The 20,875-nt window shown below is 64.1% G+C and carries 19 protein-coding genes and 1 pseudogene; 7 read left to right on the forward strand and 13 right to left on the reverse strand.

The window, feature by feature from the left end; genetic code table 11:
• Positions 1–2: 2 nt before the first annotated feature.
• Positions 3–1,094 (forward strand): transglycosylase SLT domain-containing protein, encoded by a 1,092-nt coding sequence (locus ABEG21_RS05580; protein WP_347556245.1) that lies wholly within the window; start codon positions 3–5, stop codon positions 1,092–1,094.
• Between the two features lie 57 nt (positions 1,095–1,151).
• Here the strand turns inward: ABEG21_RS05580 and ABEG21_RS05585 are convergent, their stop codons facing one another.
• The 7 genes from ABEG21_RS05585 to hemL form a co-directional block, all read right to left on the reverse strand.
• Positions 1,152–2,282 (reverse strand): pyridoxal phosphate-dependent aminotransferase, encoded by a 1,131-nt coding sequence (locus ABEG21_RS05585; RefSeq protein WP_347556646.1) that lies wholly within the window; start codon positions 2,280–2,282, stop codon positions 1,152–1,154.
• Positions 2,283–2,488: 206 nt separating this feature from the next.
• Positions 2,489–2,923, reverse strand: coding sequence for a transcription antitermination factor NusB (gene nusB, locus ABEG21_RS05590; protein WP_347556246.1), 435 nt, complete (start codon positions 2,921–2,923; stop codon positions 2,489–2,491).
• Positions 2,920–3,423, reverse strand: coding sequence for a 6,7-dimethyl-8-ribityllumazine synthase (gene ribH / locus ABEG21_RS05595; RefSeq protein WP_347556247.1), 504 nt, complete (start codon positions 3,421–3,423; stop codon positions 2,920–2,922). The genes nusB and ribH overlap by 4 nt, the downstream gene beginning before the upstream one ends.
• Before the next feature lie 212 nt (positions 3,424–3,635).
• Positions 3,636–4,835: a bifunctional 3,4-dihydroxy-2-butanone-4-phosphate synthase/GTP cyclohydrolase II gene (gene ribBA, locus ABEG21_RS05600; RefSeq protein WP_347556248.1), complete on the reverse strand. Its 1,200-nt coding sequence runs from the start codon at positions 4,833–4,835 to the stop codon at positions 3,636–3,638.
• A gap of 95 nt (positions 4,836–4,930) precedes the next feature.
• Positions 4,931–5,578 (reverse strand): riboflavin synthase, encoded by a 648-nt coding sequence (locus ABEG21_RS05605; protein ID WP_347556249.1) that lies wholly within the window; start codon positions 5,576–5,578, stop codon positions 4,931–4,933.
• 108 nt (positions 5,579–5,686) lie between these two features.
• Complete coding sequence (gene ribD, locus ABEG21_RS05610; protein WP_347556250.1) at positions 5,687–6,913, reverse strand: bifunctional diaminohydroxyphosphoribosylaminopyrimidine deaminase/5-amino-6-(5-phosphoribosylamino)uracil reductase RibD; 1,227 nt, start codon at positions 6,911–6,913, stop codon at positions 5,687–5,689.
• The gene (gene hemL / locus ABEG21_RS05615; protein ID WP_347556251.1) at positions 6,913–8,211 is read right to left on the reverse strand and encodes a glutamate-1-semialdehyde 2,1-aminomutase; all 1,299 of its coding nucleotides are present in this window, start codon (positions 8,209–8,211) and stop codon (positions 6,913–6,915) included. Before hemL ends, ribD begins: the two co-directional genes overlap by 1 nt.
• Before the next feature lie 368 nt (positions 8,212–8,579).
• Here hemL and ABEG21_RS05620 point away from each other — a divergent pair, with 368 nt between their 5' ends.
• The 4 genes and pseudogenes from ABEG21_RS05620 to glk form a co-directional block, all read left to right on the forward strand.
• Positions 8,580–9,881, forward strand: coding sequence for a Bcr/CflA family multidrug efflux MFS transporter (locus ABEG21_RS05620; protein WP_347556252.1), 1,302 nt, complete (start codon positions 8,580–8,582; stop codon positions 9,879–9,881).
• Between the two features lie 108 nt (positions 9,882–9,989).
• Entirely contained in the window at positions 9,990–11,528 is a 1,539-nt protein-coding gene (gene zwf / locus ABEG21_RS05625) for a glucose-6-phosphate dehydrogenase (protein WP_347556253.1), read from the forward strand.
• Positions 11,529–11,568: 40 nt separating this feature from the next.
• Positions 11,569–12,255: a 6-phosphogluconolactonase gene (gene pgl, locus ABEG21_RS05630; RefSeq protein ID WP_347556254.1), complete on the forward strand. Its 687-nt coding sequence runs from the start codon at positions 11,569–11,571 to the stop codon at positions 12,253–12,255.
• Positions 12,236–13,270 (forward strand): annotated as a pseudogene (gene glk / locus ABEG21_RS05635) (glucokinase); the annotation flags it as partial. The gene pgl and the pseudogene glk, both read left to right, overlap by 20 nt.
• A gap of 101 nt (positions 13,271–13,371) precedes the next feature.
• Here glk and ABEG21_RS05640 read toward each other — a convergent pair.
• The 5 genes from ABEG21_RS05640 to ABEG21_RS05660 form a co-directional block, all read right to left on the reverse strand.
• The gene (locus ABEG21_RS05640; RefSeq protein WP_347556255.1) at positions 13,372–14,139 is read right to left on the reverse strand and encodes an ATP-binding cassette domain-containing protein; all 768 of its coding nucleotides are present in this window, start codon (positions 14,137–14,139) and stop codon (positions 13,372–13,374) included.
• A 45-nt stretch (positions 14,140–14,184) separates the two neighbouring features.
• Entirely contained in the window at positions 14,185–14,898 is a 714-nt protein-coding gene (locus ABEG21_RS05645) for an ABC transporter permease (RefSeq protein ID WP_347556256.1), read from the reverse strand.
• On the reverse strand, positions 14,895–15,584 hold the full coding sequence (gene hisQ / locus ABEG21_RS05650; protein WP_347556647.1) for a histidine ABC transporter permease HisQ: 690 nt from the start codon (positions 15,582–15,584) through the stop codon (positions 14,895–14,897). The genes ABEG21_RS05645 and hisQ overlap by 4 nt, the downstream gene beginning before the upstream one ends.
• 244 nt (positions 15,585–15,828) lie before the next feature.
• A complete protein-coding gene (locus tag ABEG21_RS05655; RefSeq protein ID WP_347556257.1) occupies positions 15,829–16,602 on the reverse strand; it encodes an ABC transporter substrate-binding protein in 774 nt (257 codons plus the stop codon).
• 354 nt (positions 16,603–16,956) lie between these two features.
• Entirely contained in the window at positions 16,957–17,628 is a 672-nt protein-coding gene (locus ABEG21_RS05660; protein WP_347556258.1) for a periplasmic heavy metal sensor, read from the reverse strand.
• A gap of 251 nt (positions 17,629–17,879) precedes the next feature.
• On the opposite strand from ABEG21_RS05660, the gene ABEG21_RS05665 reads away from it, so the two are divergent.
• Both ABEG21_RS05665 and ABEG21_RS05670 read left to right on the forward strand, forming a co-directional pair.
• On the forward strand, positions 17,880–18,620 hold the full coding sequence (locus tag ABEG21_RS05665) for a response regulator (RefSeq protein WP_347556259.1): 741 nt from the start codon (positions 17,880–17,882) through the stop codon (positions 18,618–18,620).
• Between the two features lie 4 nt (positions 18,621–18,624).
• Positions 18,625–20,190 carry an ATP-binding protein gene (locus ABEG21_RS05670; protein WP_347556260.1) on the forward strand — a complete coding sequence of 522 codons (1,566 nt, stop codon included), beginning with the start codon at positions 18,625–18,627 and terminating at the stop codon, positions 20,188–20,190.
• 91 nt (positions 20,191–20,281) lie between these two features.
• Here ABEG21_RS05670 and ABEG21_RS05675 read toward each other — a convergent pair whose 3' ends face one another.
• Complete coding sequence (locus tag ABEG21_RS05675; protein ID WP_347556261.1) at positions 20,282–20,548, reverse strand: hypothetical protein; 267 nt, start codon at positions 20,546–20,548, stop codon at positions 20,282–20,284.
• Between the last annotated feature and the right edge of the window lie 327 nt (positions 20,549–20,875).

Consider the following 20,875-nt stretch of genomic DNA (forward strand, 5'->3'; position numbering starts at 1 on the left):
ACATGGACATAGCAGTTTCTGGCCAGCCGGCCAGGCGCGTCCCCGATGCCGTGCGTACGCTCGTGCGTCGGGGAGCGCGGGTAGGACACCAGTGCGCCAGCGTTATTGGCCTGGTGGCAATTGCCAGCGTCTTGGCATTGTGGATGCAGCCGACCTGGCGTACGGCGCTGGGTGCGAAGTTCTTGCATTCGGCCAATGCGTCGACGCGTGACAATGTAGGTGGTTTTGCAGCAATGAACGTGTTGTCCGTCGCACCGGCGGGCTTGGGTTCGGGTAGCAGCGCCGCATCGATGCATGCCGCGGCGTTACTGCCGACGGGCGCGAATGCCGCCGATGCAGCACAGTCCCCATCGCTGGGCGTATTCGGGGCGCCGCTCGATCCCAGCAATCTGCCGTCAGTCGTCCGTCTCGCACGGCCGACGCAAGTGGTTGCCGAAGCGCGTTTCGACCGGTTCGGCGCCGCATCCGGTCGCGATCAGCAGCGTGTCGCGGCTGCGATCGCCCAGCGCTATCACATCGCGCAGGAGCCAATCGACGTGCTGGTGCACGCCGCGTTTCAGACGGGGCGTGACGTTGGCATCGATCCCTTGCTCCTGCTGGCCGTGATGGCCGTGGAGTCGGGTTTCAATCCTTATGCCGAAAGTGGTGTGGGCGCACGCGGTCTGATGCAAGTGATGCCGGTCGTGCATGCGGATAAGTTCGGTTCTTACGGTGGCCCGCAAGCGGCGCTGGAGCCGGTGCCGAATCTGCGTGTGGGGGCATTGATCCTGAAGGACTACATCATCCAGACCGGTTCCGTCGCCGGTGGTCTGCGCCGTTACGTCGGTTCGACGACGGCCGGCGACAATGGCTACGGTGCCCGTGTCGTAGCGGAACGCGACAAGTTGCGTGATGCCTTGCGTAGCGGCGGAACGCTGACCGCAAAACGGCCGGCGCCCGTGCTGACGGCATCGGTGAAGCCGAAGGTCGTGCAAACACACGATGTGGGCGCGGCCGGTACGACACACGCTAACGATGCCGGCGGTAATGCCGTCATCAAGCCGGTGGCGGATAAGCCGGCAACGACGGTGTCGATGGTCTCCAGCCGTACCTAAGTCCAGCGCTCGAGCGCTTGACCCTGTCAGGGCCCGCGATGTCGGGCCCTGATCGCCTCAGCGATGCTGCTTGAACAGCGCATCCATCCGTGCCACGGCTTCCTCGATTCTCGGTAACGCGGTCGCGTACGAGAATCGCAGATAACGCCGCGGCGCATCGGTGCCGAAGTCCAGCCCCGGCACCGCGGCCACGCCCGCTTCTTCCAGCAGTGCATGAGACAGAGCATCCGCGTCTTGCGACGCCGGATGACTGACGCCACTGCAATCCGCATAGACATAAAACGCGCCGTCCGGAATCACCGGAACGTCGAAACCGATCGCTTTCAATGCCGGCACCAGATAATCGCGCCGCGCCTTCAGCGCCAGGCGCCGTTGTTCGCAGATATTGCGTGCCATCGGCGTGAAGCAGGCCAGGGCCGCATGCTGGGCAACGGCGGACGCGCAGATGAACAGGTTCTGGGTCAACTTTTCGAATGCCGGGACCCAGGAGGTCGGTGCCACGATCCAACCCAGACGCCACCCGGTCATCGCGAAATATTTCGAGAAGCTGTTGACGGTGACGATGTCGTCGCCCAAGGTCAGCGCCGTTTGCGCCGGACCGTCATAGGTCAGTCCCTGATAGATCTCATCGACGATCGTCACGCCGCCGCGTGCGCGCACGATGTCCACGATGCGGCCGAGTTCGGCGGCATCGATCGTCGTACCGGTCGGATTCGATGGCGAGGCGAGGAGCACGCCGCGCGTGCGCTCGCGCCATTGACCGGCCACGTCGGCCGCCGACAGCTGGAAGCGCTGGGCCGGCCCGCTCGGAATCATGCGCGACGTGCCACCGAAGGCCGAGACGAAATGTCGATTGCAAGGATAGCTGGGATCCGGCATTAGAATCTCATCGCCCGGATTCACCAGTGCGGCGCAGGCCAGCAGCAGGGCGCCCGATGCGCCGGCCGTGACGATGATCCGTTCGGCGGCCACATCGACGCCGAACGCTTCGCGATAATGGGCGGCAATGGCTTCCCGGAGCGCGGGAATACCGAGTGCATGCGTGTATTGGGTGTCGCCGCGCCGAAGGGCCTCGGCGGCGGCGGCGATGACCGGTTCCGGTGCGGTGAAGTCCGGCTCGCCGATATTCATCGAGATGATGTCGCGGCCGGATGCGGCCAGTGCGGCGGCCCGCTTCGACAGTTCCATGACATGGAACGGGGCGATGTCGTCGACGCGGGCTGCCAGCGAGGCGAGCGTGGTCGAAGACGATTCCGTCGGCAGATCCGACGGCAACACTGATTCAGTCAAGACTGTGCTCCAATCAGGCGTCGGCAAGGGCAAGGCCAATTGCCGATACCGCCCCGGACAGCATGACCGGCGATGCGTCGGTCCGTCCGAGGGGACTTCCGCGGTCAGCCGCGGCGGCTGGCCTGCGCTTCGTCGGGTCGCAGTTTGGCCGCGACCTTGTCCAGCACCCCGTTCACGAACTTATAGCCGTCGGTCCCGCCGAACGTCTTTGCCAGCTCGACCGCCTCGTTGATCACGACGCGATACGGAATGTCGAGGTGGTGCAGCAGCTCATAGGTGCCGACCAGCAGCACGGCGCGCTCGACCGGCGACAATTCCGCGACAGGGCGATCCAGGCAGGGAGCGATCGTCGCTTCCAGTTGCGGCTGCTCCTTCGAGACGCCATAGAGCAGCGCATCGAAGTGCTCGCCGTCGGCCTTCTCGAAGTTTTGCGTGCCGCGGATGTGCGCATCGATGTCGCTGGCGGCACTCCCTGCGACGAGCCATTGATAGAGCGCTTGCGTCGCGAGTTCGCGCGCGCGGCGTCGTGCGTTTCTCATGCATCGGCTCCGTCTTCGCCTTCGTCGCCATACTCCGACAGGCCGGACAGGGCGTTGACCAGATTCGCCATTTCGACGGCGCAACGGGCTGCCTCACGACCTTTCTCGTCGGTACGTGCTTCGGCTTGTGCGTCGGTTTCGGTCGTCAATACGGCATTGGCGATCGGCAGATCGAAATCCAGACCGATGCGCGTAATGCCGGCGCCCGACTCGTTCGACACCAGTTCGAAGTGATAGGTCTCGCCGCGGATGACGGCGCCGAGAGCGATCAGGGCGTCGAATTGGTTGCTTTGCGCCAGCTTGGACAGGGCCAACGGGATTTCCAGTGCGCCCGGCACCGTGACCAGCAGGACGTCTTCGCCCGACACTCCGAGCTTTTCCAATTCATCGATGCACGCATCGTGCAATGCGGTGACGACGGGCGTGTTGAAGCGCGATTGCACGATGCCGATCCGCAGTCCGGCGCCGTCGATATTCAGTTCGTATTTACCGGTTTCCATGTGGGGTTCCGTATGAAGAGGGTGGGGGCGCGGTGTGGTGCGTCTCCCGGCGCCTCCGGCGATCCATGCGGTCGCCGCGGCCGGGTGATGTGTCCGCGTGTGGAAAACTACGGCTGTCAGCCGGCGCGAGGCCGGCAGCGCCAGGTGCGATCCGTCCCGTACGCGCTGGCCGGCTTACGCGGGCCGCGATGCATGCGGGACGGATGGCGGGATTATGCGTAGCTGTCGTCGGTCAGCCCGGCGGGTGCTTCGTCCGTCAAACAGGCATGCTCCGGCATGATCGGAGCGGCGCCCGGCTTGGCGATAAAACCGGTCACTTCCAGGTGGAAGCCGGACATGCTGCCAAGCTTGCGCGGCGTCGACAGGACTTGCATCCGACCGATGCCCAGATCGCGCAGGATCTGCGCGCCCACGCCGTACGTCTTGAAATCCATCGGACGGCGTGCCCGTCGTGCCGCCGCTTCCGGATCTTCCAGCGCGCTGAATGCCTCGAAGAACCGTTCGCGCGTCCCGTCGCAATTCAACATGACCACCGCGCCGGCACCGCCGTTCGCGTCATGATGCTGGGCGATCTCGCGCAAGGCGGCATCGATCGTCCACGAATGGACCGATGCCTGCGTTTCGAGCAGGTCCAGCGCCGACAGCGGCTCGTGCACCCGGACCAGCGTCTCGGTGTCCGGGCTCGGCGTGCCGCGCGTCAAGGCCAGGTGCGGCGCGCCGGTTGGCGTGTCGCGGTACAAGGTCGCTTCGAAGGTGCCATATGGCGTATGCATTTCCCGACGTGAGACCCGCTCGATAACGGACTCATGTCGCAGACGATGCTGAATCAAATCGGCGATGGTGCCGATCTTCAGGCCGTGCGTCTCGGCGAAGATCATCAGATCCGGCAGCCGCGCCATCGTGCCGTCTTCCTTGATGATCTCGCAGATGACCGATGCGGGCGTCAGCCCCGCCATTGCGGTGAGATCGCATCCGGCTTCGGTATGGCCGGCGCGCACCAGCACTCCGCCGTCCTGCGCCATGACCGGGAAGATATGGCCGGGCTGGACGATATCGCTGGCGCGCGCGTGCGGCGCGACCGCGGTGCGGATCGTGCGCGCCCGGTCCGGTGCCGAAATGCCGGTGGTCACCCCTTCCGCCGCCTCGATGCTCATCGTGAACGCCGTGCCGTACTGGGTACCGTTGCGCGCGGTCATCAGCGGCAATTCGAGTTGGCGGCAGCGATGCGCGGTCAAGGTCAGGCAGATCAGGCCGCGCGCGTGCGTGGCCATGAAATTGATCGCTTCCGGCGTGACGAAATCGGCGGCCAGGACGATATCGCCCTCGTTTTCACGGTCTTCCTCGTCGACGAGGATGACCATGCGGCCCGCCGACAATTCGGCAACGATCTCAGGAGTGGTCGCAAGCTTCATGGCAATAGGGCAGGGCGCGCGGAGCGACCGTTGAAAAAAAACGTATTTTACGCGAAGCGGGCGCCGACGCGACCGCTAATACGCGCCGATGGGTATTACTGTTGCGCCGCAGGCGCCGACATCATCCGTTCCACGTAGCGCGCGATCAGGTCGATTTCGAGGTTCACCCGGCTACCAGGACGCAGTGCATGCAGCGTCGTGACCTCGATCGTATGCGGGATCAGATTGATCGCAAACAGGCAGGCGCTCCCGTCGCGCACCGTGTCGTCGACACGGTTGACGGTCAGACTGACGCCGTTGACGGTGACCGACCCTTTATAGGCGAGGTAGCGGCCGATATCGTGCGAGGCGATGATTTCAAGCAGATGCGACTCGCCGACCGGCTCGAAACGATGCACCTCGCCCAGCCCATCGACGTGCCCGCTGACCAGATGGCCACCGAGTCGGTCGTTGGCCCGCAACGCTTTTTCGAGGTTGACCGGGCCGGGTTGGTCCAAGCCCGCCGTCAGGCGCAGGCTTTCATGCGAGACGTCGACGTCGAAGCAATTTGCCGCCGTGTCGATGGCGATCGCCGTCATGCAGGCGCCTTGAATCGCGATACTGTCGCCCAGGGCCACGTCGTCGAGGGCCAAGGCGCCGGCTTCGACGCGCAGGCGTACGCCCGCTTCGCCGACATCGTCGGCCTTTGCCAGCGGCGTGACTGTCTGAATGCGGCCCACGGCCGCCACTATGCCTGTAAACATCGCGCTTCCTGTCCTTTCGTGAATTCGGTGCATCGCCGGCCGCTAGCGGCCTGTCTTACGGTCATCTCAACCGTGCCGCCATGTTGCGACGCGGCTTGTCTATCTCTATCAGCGGTCTCTCGCGCCGCCATTGGGGTCGACATCGTTGCTGTCATTACTGTCGTCGGCCTCGCTCGTGCCACCGACGGCCCGCGCGATGATGCGGATGTCCTCGCCGATCCGCTCGACGCTTTCGAACACCAGTTGGCGGCGATCGATCAATCGGTCCGCCGCCGGCATGTCGAACAGGCCAAAGCCCTGTCCCAGCAAGCTCGGAGCCAGATACATCAACCATTCGTCGACGCAGCCCTCGCGGATCAGCGAGCCGCTCAATTTCGTGCCGGCTTCGACATGCAGCTCATTGATGCCGCGCTGACCGAGCAATTGCATCAAGGCCGACAGATCGACCTTGCCCTCGTCGTTCGGCAGGGAGACCAGTGTCGCACCGCGGGCCTGCAACGCTTCCGCGCGCAGCAGGAAAGCGTCCATCGATTTGTCCGCATTGCCGTCGTCCGACCCGGGCTGGCGGTTCGCCGATGTCGGCGGCCCCGCGTGGATGATCAATGGCGGCTCGCCGTCGAGCAGGCGTGCCGTCGGCGGGACCGACAGCCGGCTGTCGACGAGCACGCGCAGCGGCTGACGGGGCGTGTCCACCCCGCGTACCGTTAATTGCGGATCGTCCTGACGCGCGGTACCGGCGCCGGTGAGAATAGCGCAGGCACGGGCGCGCCAGCGATGTCCGTCCTGACGGGCCGCCTCGCCGGTGATCCACTGGCTCTCCCCGGTGGGGAGCGCCGTGAAGCCATCGAGCGATGCGGCCGCTTTCAGGCGCACCCAGGGCCGGCCGCGCGTCATCCGTGAGACGAAGCCGATATTCAATTCGGCGGCGGCTTTTTCCAGCAGGCCGCAGCGAACGACGATGCCGGCGTCACGCAAAATGGCGAGCCCGCGCCCCGACACCGCCGGATTCGGATCTTCCATCGCCGCGATGACCCGCTTGACGCCGGCTTCCACCAGCGTGCGCGCGCACGGCGGCGTTCGGCCGAAATGGCTGCACGGTTCCAGCGTCACGTAGGCCGTGGCGCCCTCCGGCGACAGCCCGCGGCTGCGCGCATCCTTCAGCGCCTGCACTTCCGCGTGATCCTGTCCGACCGGCTGGGTAAAGCCTTCGCCGATGATATTGCCGTCCTTGACCAGCACGCAGCCCACGCGAGGATTCGGCGTGGTCGTGAACAAGCCGCGTTCCGCCAGGGCCAGCGCACGCTGCATATAGGCGAAATCGGCATTCGAGAACATCAGGCACCCAGGTCGAGTTGCGCCACGTGCGCGAACGCGTCGCGTGCCGCGGCGATCGTGGCGTCCAGCACCGCGTCATCGTGAGCGCTGGAGACGAAACCGGCTTCGAACGCCGACGGCGCGAAATACACGCCGGCATCGAGCATCTTGTGGAAGAAGGCGTTGAAGCGGGGGATGCTGCCGCGTTGTACATCGCTGAAACGCTGCGGCGCGCTGTCGGCGAAATACAGACCGAACATGCCGCCCACCGTCGCCGCGCTGAAAACGACGCCGGCGTCTTTTGCCGCCAGCGTCATGCCCTGCGTCAGCCGTTCCGTGCGCGCACCCAGGTCTTCGAAGAAACCGGGCGCCGAGATCAGGTTCAGCGTGGCGAGACCCGCCGCCACCGCCACCGGGTTGCCCGACAGCGTGCCCGCCTGATACACCGGCCCGAGCGGGGAAATCTTTGCCATGATGTCGCGGCGACCGCCGAAGGCGGCGGCCGGCATGCCGCCACCGATGATCTTGCCGAGGCAGGTCAGATCCGGCGTGATGCCGTACAACGCCTGCGCACCGCCCAGGGCGACGCGGAAGCCGGACATGACCTCGTCGAAAATCAGCACGCTGCCGTGCTGCGTGCACAGGGCGCGAAGCGCGTTCAGGAAGGGCGCGCTGCCCGGCACCAGATTCATATTGCCGGCGACCGGTTCGACGATCACGGCGGCGATGTCGTCGCCGAAGGAGCGGAACGCCTCCTCGATCTGCTCGACGTTGTTGTATTCGAGGACCAGGGTATGGCGTGCCGTATCGGCGGGAACGCCGGCCGACGTCGGATTGCCGAAGGTCAGCAGGCCGGAGCCGGCCTTGACCAGCAAGCTGTCGGCGTGGCCGTGATAACAGCCCTCGAACTTGATGATGCGCTCGCGGCCGGTGAAGCCACGCGCCAGGCGCAAGGCGCTCATCGTCGCCTCGGTGCCCGATGAGACCATCCGCACCTGCTCGATCGATGGGACCAGCTTGCGGATCGTTTCGGCGATCTCGATCTCGCCTTCGGTCGGCGCGCCGAAGCTGAAACCGTCGACCAGGACGCGTTGCACCGCCGCCAGCACGTCGGGGTGCGTATGACCCAGGATCATCGGGCCCCAGGAGCCGATGTAATCGATGTAACGCTTGTCGTCGGCATCCCAGAAGTAAGCACCGCGCGCGCGCTTGACGAAACGGGGCGTACCGCCGACGGAGCCGAAAGCGCGAACCGGCGAATTGACACCGCCCGGAATGCTGTCGAGCGCGCGATTGAAGAGAACCTGATTCTGGGACATGGCGAAAGCGTGTGGAAGCGATGAAGGCGGCGCGGCAAAGCGGGCGGGGAGGGCCGTCAGGGCCCGTTCCACCGACCTCGGCCGCGCAATGCCGGGAATGCGAAGGGTCTCCGCGGATTGTACCGCAGGGGCCGTCTGCAAGGCGCTTCTCCCTGCGCCCGGCGCGGTCCGAGGCAAGGTCCCGCGCGTCGGCGACGTCGGGCGCGACCGACGCTGCGACGATCGGTAGCGCGGCCTGGCGCCGCTATCGTCGGCTTTTGAGTTGTTTTACCCCGTCAGGCGGCGAAGGCGGGGGAGCGCTGCCTTATAATCGATGCCTTCGTGCCATCAGGCCCGCGCCGCGTCCCGGCACCCTCTCTCCCGTTCCCATGTCAACGTATGCTCCCCCGGCGGCGCGCAGTGCGCGCCGCTTGCTTCTGCTGCTCGGTGCACTGGCGGCCGTCGGCCCGCTGGGTGTCGATATGTATCTTCCCAGCCTGCCGCAGATGGCGCAGAGTTTCGGCGTCGCGCCCGCCTACGTGCAATTCACGCTGACGACGTTCCTGGCCGGCTTCTCCGTCGGCATGTTGCTCTACGGCCCGCTGTCCGACGCCTACGGTCGCCGGCCGATCCTGACGATCGGCATCCTCTTGTATACGGCGTCGACCTTGGCCTGCCTGTTGGCGCCCACGGTGACATCGCTCGCGATGTTCCGCTTTTTGGAAGCGCTCGGGGCCGGCGCCGCTGCCGTGCTGGCGCGGGCGATCGCGCGTGACTCGCATGCGCCGTCCCAGGCGGCCAAGGTGCTGTCCTTCCTGCAGATCGTCACGTCGGTGGGGCCGCTGATGGCGCCGCTGATCGGCGGTCAATTGCTGCATGTGGGCGGCTGGCGTGCGGTTTTCGCCGTGCTGCTGGTCTACGGCCTGGTCTGCAGCGTCCTGGTGTGGAAGCGGGTTCCGGAAACCTGGCCGATCGAAAAGCGCGCGAAATCGGCGTTGCGCCAGTCGTTTCGTGCCTATGGGCATCTTCTGACGGACAAGACCGCGCTCGCGCATCTGCTCTGCGGCGGCATGTCGTATGCGGCGATGTTCTGCTATATCGCCGGCACGCCTTTCGTCTATATCGCGTATTACCACGTGGCGCCGGAACATTACGGCTTCTTCTTCGCGGCGAACATCGTCGGCCTGGTCGGCGGCAATTTTCTGAATGCGAAGCTGGTGACGAAGCTCGGCACGATGCGGATGATTTCGTGGGCCTCGGGCGTGTCGATCGCCGCTGCGCTGGTGACGGGCTTCGTCTGCCTCACCGGCATCGGCGGCTTGCCCTTGCTAGCGGTCGCGCTGTTCTTCGTCGTCTCAACCACCGGCGTGCTGGGCGCCAACTGCGTGACGGACCTGATGCAACGCTATCCGAACAATGCCGGTGCCGCCGCCGCGCTGTTCGGCGCCGTGCAATTCGGCCTGGGGGCCAGCGCGGGCGGCTTGCTCGGCGTGCTGTCCAACGGCACGCCGCTGGCCCTGGGTGGCCTGATCGTGCTATGCGGCGTCTGCGCCTTCATCGGCCGCACGCTGTTGCTGCGTTTCCATCGTCAGGCGGCACGCGAGGCCGTGGTCAATGCCCCCGCCGCCGAACGGCTGCACGATCAGGAGTCGAGCGCCGACGGCATCGTCGCGCACCCTCCGCGTTCTTGAACACGCCGGCCATGCCGCGCCGTGTAATCAGCTAACGTCGCCTTTTATGGGTAAACTGCTGTCAGAGCGATCCGACGCATCATCCCAACCAAGAAGGGCGACGCAGTTATGCAGACCGACAACACGACTGAAGGCACGGCACCGCGCGGGAGCGCTGCCGCCAAGCCGAACACGCACGCCGCATCGAGCGACGAGAACGGTTTCACGTTCGTGCTGTTCGGCGGCACCGGCGATCTGGCGCACCGCAAGATCCTGCCGGCGCTGTATCAGGCGCACCGCGACAAGCTGATCGATCCCAACGGCAAAATCGTCGCCGTGGCGCGCAAATCGCCGGATCGCGACGGCTATCTCAAATGGGTCGAGGAAAACGTCAAGCCGCACCTCGTCAAGAGCAAGGAATATGACGATGCCGTCTGGAAGGGCTTCCTCGATCTGATCGAATATGTCCGACTGGACGCGGCGAAGGACGACTTCGCCAAGCTGACCAAGGCATTATCCGGTTTTGGCGGCACGCGCGTGTTCTATCTCGCGACGGTGCCGTCGCTGTTCGTTCCCATCTGTCAGGCTCTTGCTGGTCAGAAGCTGAACGAAGGCGCGCGCATCGTGCTGGAGAAGCCGCTCGGCTATGACCTCGCGTCGTCGCGCGCGATCAACGATGCGGTGGGCGAGATCTTCGAGGAACATCAGATCTATCGGATCGACCACTACCTCGGTAAGGAGCCGGTGCAGAACCTGATGGCGCTGCGCTTCGGCAATATCCTGTTCGAGCCGCTGTGGCGCCGTGAATTCATTCAAAGCATCCAGATCACGATCGCCGAAGAGCTGGGCGTCGAGACCCGGGGCGATTTCTACGATGGCGTGGGTGCTCTGCGCGACATGGTGCAGAACCATTTGCTGCAATTGCTCGCGATCGTGGCGATGGAGCCGCCGCATGCGCTGGATACCGACAGCGTCCGGGACGAAAAGCTGCGGGTGCTGCGCGCGCTGAAGCAATTGTCACCGTCCGATGTGCAGAAGGTGGCGGTGCGCGGGCAATACCTGAAGGGCGTGACGCGGGGCGAATCGGTGCCAGGCTATCTCGAAGAGCAGGGCGTGAAGGAAGAAAGCCAGACCGAGACTTTCGTCGCCTTGAAGGTCGAGATCGAGAACTGGCGCTGGGCCGGTGTACCGTTCTATCTGCGTACCGGTAAGCGGCTCGCCGACAAGACGGCCGAAATCGTCGTCAATTTCCGCCCGGTGCCGCACTCGGCGTTGGCGGGTCCGAGCGTGTCCACGGCGCCGCCGAACCGTCTCGTGATCCGTTTGCAACCGCATGAGACCATCCGCCTCTACTGCCAGTCGAAGCAGCCGGGCGAAGGCATGCAGTTGCAAAGCGTGTATATGGATTTGAACTTCAACGACTTCTTCAAGGGCACGCAGATGGAAGCGTACGAGCGCTTGCTGCTCGACGTGATCCACGGCCGTCTCGCGCTGTTCGTGCGACGTGACGAACAGGAAGCGGCGTGGAAGTATGTGATGCCGATTCTCGACGAGTGGTCGAAGCCGGGCCGCAAGCCGAAAGGCTATGCTGCCGGGACCTGGGGCCCGCCGGCAGCCAGCGCGATGTTGGCGCACGACGGCACCTATTGGCTCGAAGAAGAGAATTGATCTCGGGCGCGATGATTGAAATCCCAAGGAGAGGACGTCGATGCTCTATCTGAAAACGTTCGACGACGGCGACGCGCAAGCAGAGGCGCTGTCGGTGGCCGTTGCCGACGCCCTGCGTGCCGTGCTGGCGCAGCGTGGCCCGCAAGGACGCGCGACATTGGCGGTATCCGGCGGCAAAAGCCCCGCGCGCTTTTTCGCGCATCTCGCGAAGACGCCGCTGGCGTGGTCGCAAATCGATATCACGCTGGTCGATGATCGTTGGGTGCCGGCCGGCGACGAGGCAAGCAATGCGGGCCTGTTGCAACAGACCTTGCTGCGCGATGCCGCCGCCGCGGCGCGTTTCCTGCCGATCGTCGACACCACGCGAACGCCCGAGGCGATGCTGGCGCTGCTGAACGGCGCGAGCGGTATTGCCGCGCCGGATGTCGCCATTCTGGGCATGGGCGAGGATGGTCATACCGCCTCGCTGTTTGCCGACGCGCCGCAGTGGGGCTATGCCACCACGACACGCGATCGTTTCGTCTATACGGAACCAAGCAGTGCGCCGCATGCACGAATCAGTCTGTCACTGCATGCGCTGCGGCGCGTGCCGGTGACGTTTTTGCAAATCAGCGGCGCGACAAAGCGTGCGGTGCTCGAAAGCGCCGCGGCCGCGCCGCAACGTACCGCGATTTCGCGGTTAGCCAATGACGGGGGAGTGAAGCTCGATGCCTACTGGTACGCCTGAGGATAAGCAGGCCATCGCGCAGTCGGCGCAATCGACGGGCGCGCATGCCGACGGCCCGCGCCTGCTGGCCGATATCGGCGGCACCAATGCGCGTTTCGCATTGGAATGCGGGCCGGGTCGCATCGGCAAGATCCACACCTATCCGTGTGCCGACTATCCGGGAATCGCCGACGCCGTCGGCGCTTTCTTCGGGGATGTCGCCGCGGACTTGAAGCAATACGGTCCGGCGCGTCACGCGGCCATTGCCATTGCCAATCCGATCGATGGCGATGAGGTGACGATGACGAATCACGATTGGCGTTTCTCGATCGAAGCCACGCGCAAGACGCTGAAGTTGGAAACGCTGAAGGTCGTCAACGATTTCGCCGCGCTGGCGCAGGCAGTGCCGGCCTTGCGCGCCGATCAGGTGCGGCAGGTCGGCACCGGGATCGTGCACCCCACGTCGGTCGGCACGGTGGGTGAAGTGCGCGGCGTGCTCGGCGCCGGCACCGGACTCGGTGTCGCCGGACTGGTCTACGTGGACAAGCAGTGGACGCCAATCGCCAGCGAGGGCGGTCACGCCAGCTTCGCGCCGCTCGATGCACGGGAAGATCACATCCTGGCGTTCGCGCGGGCGAAATGGGGGCATGTTTCGTTCGAGCGCGTGGCATCGGGACCCGGCATCGAACTGATCCACGCGGCATTGGCCGCGCGGAACGGGACGCCGGCCGAGCCCTTGGACAGCGCCGCCATCGTCGAGCGGGCGAAACAGGGTGATGCGCTGGCCAATGAAACCGTCGACGTCTTTTGCGGCGTGCTGGGAAGCTTTGCCGGCAATGTCGCCATTACGTTCGGCGCGCAAGGCGGCATCTATCTGGGCGGGGGAGTCGTGCCGAAGCTTGGCGAACGGTTCTACACATCGCCGTTCCGCGAGCGTTTCGAGCAGAAGGGACGCTTCGTGCGCTACCTGTCGATCATTCCGACCTATGTGATCACCGCGGAGAATCCCGCCTTTATCGGCGCCTCCGAGATCCTGACGGCGACGCTCGCGCAGTAAGGCGCGTCTAATAAAAAAGAGCGGCACCGAAGGTCATCGGTGCCGCTCTTTTTTGCGTCCGGGTACCGCGTCGAGGGCGCCTACTTCAGCGTCCCGGACAGGAATTGCTTTAGCCGCTCGCTGCGCGGTTGCGTGAACACCTCGTGCGGGACGCCTGCCTCTTCAATCTTGCCCTGGTGCAGGAACACGACCTGATTAGCGACGTTGCGCGCGAAGCTCATTTCATGGGTGACGACGATCATCGTGCGACCTTCTTCGGCCAGCGTCTGCATCACCTTCAACACTTCGCCGACCAGTTCCGGATCCAGCGCCGACGTCGGCTCGTCGAACAGCATGATTTCCGGATCCATGGCCAGCGCGCGGGCGATCGCCACGCGCTGCTGCTGGCCGCCGGACATATGCGCGGGATATTTCTTCTCCACCTGCGGGCCGAGGCCGACTTTTTCCAGATATCGGCGCGCGCGTTCGATCGCTTCCTTTCGCGGGACGCCCAATACATGGATCGGCGCCTCGATGACGTTTTCGAGCACCGTCATATGCGCCCAGAGATTGAAATGCTGGAACACCATGGCAAGCCGGCTGCGCACGCGCTGCAACTGGCGCGGGTCGACGACGCGCAGCGCGCCATCGCGCGCCGGTGCGGTCTTCACCTCCTCGCCATCGAGCAGGATGCGGCCGCTGCTGGGACGTTCGAGGAAATTGATGCAACGCAGGAACGTGCTCTTGCCCGAACCGCTCGAGCCGATGATGCTGGTGACATCGCCTGCGCGTAGGCGCAGGGAGACGCCTTTCAGCACTTCGTGCTCGCCATAGCTTTTATGAATGTCGTCGGCGATCAGTTTGAACATGGCGGCGGGGTCGGATGCTGCGGTAAAAGTCACGATCGGATAGGTCTAATGGGACGGCGCGGCGAGATAGGCCAGCCAACGGCGTTCGGCGCGACGGAACAGGTAGACGAGCAGGAACGAGATCGCCATATACAGCAGGGCGGCGAGCGTGAACGATTGCAGCGTCAAGTAGGTGGCAGCGTTCGCATCGCGCGCCACTTTCAGGATATCAGGGACCGTCGCCGTAAAGGCCACGGTGGTGGCATGCAGCATCAGGATCACTTCGTTGCTGTAGTACGGCAAGGCGCGCCGGAGTGCCGAGGGCAGAATCACTCGGCGGTACAGCGTGAAAGGCGACATGCCATAGGCCCGCGCGGCTTCGATCTCACCGTACGGCGTCGCCTTGATGGCGCCGGCGAAGATTTCCGTCGTATAGGCGCAGGTGTTCAGCGTGAAGGCCAGCAAGGTGCAATTCATGCCGTTGCGGAAGAACGCATTCAGCGTCTCGTGATCGCGGACGACCTGCAGCCCGTACAAGCCCGTATAGATGATCAGCAGTTGCACGAACAGCGGCGTGCCGCGGAACACATAGGTGTAGCACCAGACCGGCGCACGGAGCCACCAGCGCGGCGACACGCGCGCGATCGCCAATGGCAGGGACAGGCAGAAGCCGGCCGTGATCGAAAACGCCAGCAACCACAACGTGATGACGAGGCCGGTGTAATGGAAGCCGTCCGAGAATAGGAACTGGCGCCAGTAGTCGTGTATCAGATCGATCACAGTTCCGCCTTCCGTACGCCGGCGCTGTAGCGCCGTTCGAGCGCATGCAGAACGAGATTCGACGCCGTCGTGATCACCAGATAGAGCACGGCGGCAACGATCGTGAACAGGAAATAGCGCATGCTGCCCTTGCCGGCGTCCTGCGTTGCCTTGACGATATCGGAGAGGCCGATGATCGATACCAGCGCGGTGGCTTTGACCACCACCTGCCAGTTGTTGCCGATGCCGGGCAGCGCATGCCGCATCATTTGCGGAAACAGAATGCGGCGGAAGGCCTGGAACGGCTGCATGCCATACGCCGAGGCCGCTTCCAGTTGGCCGCGCGGCACCGCGAGGAAGGCGCCCCGAAACGTTTCGGTGAAGTAGGCGCCGTAGATGAAGCCGATCGTCAGTACGCCGGCGACGAACGGGTCGATGTCGACCTGATCGAGATCGAGCGCGTCGGTCAGCATATTCATCCAGATCTGGATGCCGTAGAAAATCAGCAGCATCAGGACCAGGTCCGGGACGCTGCGGATCAATGTGGTGTACACGGTCGCGCACAAACGCGGTACCGGGTTGCTGGCAAGCTTGCCCCAGGCGCCGATAAGACCGATCAGCACTGAAACGACGACCGACAATACCGCGAGTTGCACTGTTTGCCAGGCACCTTCGAGGATCACCGGCCCATAGCCGTAGAGAAACATAGAATGGGGGTCCATCTTGGGGGCCATCCGGGGGGATGGCCGATGCCGCGTACCCGCGCGAGTCTGGCGTTGGGTGTGGCCGATGAATGGGCGGCGCTGCCGTGGGGCAACGCCCCCGCGACCAACACCCGAGGCCACTTCGTCTCATGCAGACCGTCGCTGCGGCCCGCACGGGGTAGACCGGCGCGCGGCGCCGATCAGTCATTGTGCCTGCCCGATAAGCGGGCAGGTCCGACCCGGGATTTTATTTCTTGTAGATCGAGAAGTCGAAGTACTTCTTCTGCAGCGTGTCGTATTCGCCATCCTTGTGGATCGCGGCGATCGCCGTATTGAACTTGGCGACCAGGTCCTTATCTTCCTTGCGCAGACCCACGCCCGTGCCGGCGCCGATCGTTTCCGCATCTTCGACTTCCGGACCGGCGAAGGCATAACCCTGACCGTTCGGCGTCTTCAGGAAGCCGACGTCGGCCTGCACTTCATCCTGCAGCGTCGCGTCCAGACGGCCCGACTTCAAGTCCGCGTAGACCTGATCCTGGTTTTGGTAGGACGTGACATTGACGCCCTTCGGTTGCCAGAACTTCTTCGCATAGGCTTCCTGCGTCGTGCCTTGCTCGACGCCCACGGTCTTGCCCTTCAGCGATTCCGGCGTCGGCTTCAGCGGCGAGCCGGACTTCGCGATCATGCGTGCCGGTGCGTCGAACAGCTTTGCCGAGAAGGCGATCGCCTTCTCGCGTTCTGCCGTGATCGACAACGACGACATGATCGCGTCGATCTTGCGTGCGCGCAGTGCCGGGATCAAGCCGTCGAAATCGGTCGGAACCCATTCGCACTTGGCTTGCATTTTCGCGCAAAGCGCATTGCCGAGATCGACATCGAAGCCGACGATCTTGCCGTCCGGTGCCTTCGATTCAAACGGCGCATAGCTCGGATCCACCCCAATCCGCACGGTCTTCCATTCCTTCGCGCTCGCACCCGTGGCAATCAATGCCATTGCAAAACACAATGCCAATTTCTTCATGAAATTCCTCGAAAACATATAGACGTGTCGCCAAGCAAACAGCAGCGACATTTTAGGCAGCCAAAAATGTGCTGAGTGCATGGGGCTATTCTCTTTGCGGGCGCATTTTACCGCGAGTCATCGCCCTGTCATCGTCGTGAGCGGTGCTTTTAGGGGAAACGCTTAGGGGGATGCCTCTAATTGCTTTAGCGGAAGGGAAATGGGACTTGCGCGACACTGCAATATCAGGATTATCTGACGCGCATAATCGGCATTTGGGGAAAATCGATCGATTGGCTTAATTCGGCGAAAGGTTAATGTAAAACCGCCGATCCCTCGAAAGGGTATCGGCGGTTAATCAAACGGCAGCGGCGATTACTTTGCCGGAGGCGCATCCGACGGCGGGGACGGCGGTGCGTCGCCCGGCGTCGCACCGCCGCGCGGCGGCGGCGGGCGGTGACCGTGCGGCCCCATCATGTGCTTCCACGAACCCTTGATGCTGTCGCTGACCAGCTTCTTCTGTTGGTCGTCCAAGGTGCTGTAGAAATCGACGAAAGCCTTCTCAGTGCTGTTGCGCAGATCGAGGTCGTTCGATTCGAGCTGTTGACGCTGCGTCTGCAGGGCCGCCAGGTCCAGAATCGGCTGTTGCGATGCTTCACGCAACTGCTTCTCGACGACCTGGTGCTGCGTGCGCATCGTGTCGAAGTTCTTGCGGCTGGTCTGCTGCGCGTTTTGCCATGCGCTTTCCTGCGTCGCATTCAAGTGCAGGCTGGCGTGCAGCCGATCCATCATGTGTGCAAAGCCCGGGCCACCAGGCCCGCCGGGGCCTCCCGGACCGCCAGGGCCACGACGCGGACCATGGCGCTCGCCATGCGGGCCGCCCGGCCCCTTGTGCATGCCATCCGGCTGTGCGTCGGGCGCAGCGGCGGTGGGCATGCCGGCCGACGGGGTGGATGCGGCATCCTGAGCGTACGCCGCTTGCGCGCCGACGCCGAGCGTCAACATCGCGGCGGCGACGGTAATAGCGGTCCGGGTCTTCTTCAACATAGTCATTCTCCCTGTGTCTGCGGTCTGCCGGCGGCAGGCTTCCTCGCGGTAAGCGCGTCCCGTCTCGGCGATGACCTTGCTAAAGCGTAAGCGATGATGGCGACGAAGGTGTTACGACGTGCGGCACAATTGCAGCAGAACGTTACCAGCGATTACGCGACCCGCGAGCGCGTAATATGACGTAACCGCTTTGTCGGCCGCGTTGTACCGAATAAGTCGCCCTCCCGCGAAAGCCCCGATAAAATTCTGCCATGACTACGCAAATCCTGATCGTCGACGACGACCCCGAACTGCGCGACTTACTGCGCGACTACCTCCAACGCCAAGGTATCGAAGTATCGGTGCTGCACGACGGCGGCGGCCTCGAACGACGGCTCGAACGCGAGCGGCCCGATCTGATCGTGCTGGATCTGATGATGCCGGGTGTCGACGGACTGGCCGCGTTGCGGCAATTGCGTGGCGCCGGCGACGACATTCCGGTCATCATGCTGACGGCGCGGGCCGACGACGTCGATCGGATCGTCGGGCTGGAGCTGGGTGCCGACGACTATATCGGCAAGCCGTTCAATCCGCGCGAATTGCTCGCACGCATCCAGGCCGTGCTGCGGCGCCGCCGCAATGTGCCGAGTGCCGCGCCGGAACAGCGCGCGCCCTACAATTTCGGGCGTTTTTCCTTGGATTTCCAAGCTCGCACGCTGAGTCGCGACGGGCAGGTGTTGCCGTTGTCGGGCGGCGAATTCGCGCTGTTGAAGGTTTTCGTCTCGCAGCCGATGCGGACGCTGGCGCGGGAACGCCTGCTCGAATTGCTGCACGGTCCGGAATACGACGGCACCGACCGCGGCATCGACGTGCAGGTCTGGCGCCTGCGCCGCATCCTGGAACAGGATCCGTCGCTGCCGCGCTTTATTCAAACTGTCCGGGGCCGCGGCTACGTGTTCGTGCCGGAGGGCGATCCGGAATCGGCCTCGCTGGCGACCGACACCCCGCGCTGAGTCGATGAAACGCGCGTCCGACACGCCGCTCAGTCCTCCGGCCTCTCCGGCTGGGGGCAGACCATTCCTGCGCATCGGTCGCAGCGCGGGAAGCAACGCGTCGGCGCGTCAGCGCGGATCGCGCCGTGCCCGCGTGCGCCGCACGTTCGATTCCCTGTTCGTGCGTCTGGCCATGCTGGTGATTCTGGCGCTGCTGTTTCCGCATTTCGCGTGGTATGCGGTGACCAGCGCCGAGCGCAGCGCCATGCGCAGCAGTTACGCGGTCGAAGAGGCGCGCTTTCTAATCGAGGCGGTGGAGCAGCATGAGGCTCGGGGATCCACCGAGCCGCTGCCTTGGCGTTTGCGTACGGTGCCGCTGAATTCCGCGCTGGTGCCGCCGCCGCCAGTCGACGACGCCGCGGACGACAACACACCGGTCGAGCATTTCCGCGACCAATTGCAGGCAAGGCTGCCGCACGGCTCGCAAGTTCGCATCAGTCCGCCGTCGATCGGCAAGGATTCGATGTTGTGGGTATTGTCGCCCGGCCAACCGAGCTGGGTCGTGATGGCCGTGCGGCCACCGCCGCCGCCGCGACCGAAGGGGGATCGCCTGTTCATCTGGCTGGCGTCGAGTTTTTCCGCGGTCGTGCTATTGGCCCTGTTTGCCGCCTGGCGCTTGCAGGATCCGATCCGCAAGCTGGCGGTGGCGGCTTCGCGCTTCGGTCAAGGTCGCGACGTGGCGCCGTTGAAGGAAGAGGGGCCCGCGGAATTTCGCATGCTGACCCGGCGCTTCAATCGGATGATCGCCGATATCTCGCAGAACGAAACGGACCGCGGCATCATGCTCGCCGGTGTCGCGCACGATCTGAAAGCACCGCTGGCACGACTGCGGCTGCGTGCGGAGATGGTCGACAACGACAAACAGCGTGACGGCTTCGTCCGCGACGTGGATTCGCTCGCGCATATCGTCGACCAGTTTCTGGTGTTCGCCCACGATGGAGCGGACCAGAGCGCGCGGCATAGCGTCGATGCCTATTGCGAGCGCTTCGCCAAGAACTACCAGACCGCCTGGCCGCAGCGTGCGCCGCTGCAACTGATCCTGCAGGCCGGGGACGATTTTCAACTCAGCGTCGCCACGCTCGATCGGCTGCTGACGAATCTGGTCGATAACGCCTACAACTACGGTAGTCCGCCGGTGTGTATTACGACCGGACGATGCGCGTCGCCGGTCGGCGTCGATCAGCGCTATGGCGAAAACGAATCGGCGGCGCGGTGGTTTATTCGGGTGTCGGACAATGGTGCCGGCATTCCGGATGCGTCGCTTGGGACCGCGAGCCGTCCCTTCGTCCGGCTCGATCCGGCGCGTGGCGGCTCGGCGCACTGCGGTCTGGGCCTGGCCATTGTTGAGCGACTCGCGAGCCGCGCCGGGGGGATCTGTCTCTTGTCGAATGGCCAGCATCGGCCGTCATCCGAGGGCGACGCGACAAGCGGGGGAGAAATCGAGGGGGCCGCCGTGACGGCGAGTGGTTTGCATGTGGAGCTGCGCTTCCCGCCGCAAGCCCAAACCGAAAGCGTCCGCAGCAGCCTCTGATGACAGGCTCGCCGGGCGAATGCCGGGGTCGGCTGGGCTGTCCGTGTTGCCGCGCAGGCGCGGCAACACGTCGAAGCGACCCCGGACGGGCTCAGTGCGGGAATTGCGTCCGCAAGGCCGTGCTCGCATCGCTGTCTACGGTGCTGTAGGCGACGCCGGAGGTCTCGAATACGTACACGGTGCCATGCTTGCCCAGCCGTGCGAGGATGGCTTCACGCAATTCCTCCGCTTCATCGACCGAGTCCAAAATCCACGTCGTGGAAGACAAGCGAGTTTGATACGGGCCGTATTCGGCCATGATCGGATCGGACGCTTCCGCATTTTCGTCGCGAAATACCACCACGTAGTTGCCTTTCATCTCAGATCTCCAGCTTGGGCGAGTGACGATGATACATTGATTACCGGTGCAACCAACACGCTGTTACCGCGCCAATTTCAGACTAACGGTTGTGCCGTCAGCGTGGCATGGTGTAGTGTCTGGCCGTCGCCGCAAACCATCCTTTGTCTGGAAGGGATCAGCGGCGATATCGAATCGAAACGGGCAAAACAGGCGAAACAGATCAGCACTGGGCGGCGCGGAGGAAGCAGCATCGGGCCGAAACGGGCGGGCAGGCTCTCTATGACGAGGGTGACCGGGCCGGAGATTCCAGCCGCAGCAAGGCTTTATCAGCTTGCTTTCGTCCAC

The organism is Robbsia sp. KACC 23696, from assembly GCF_039852015.1.
Lineage (GTDB): Bacteria > Pseudomonadota > Gammaproteobacteria > Burkholderiales > Burkholderiaceae > Robbsia.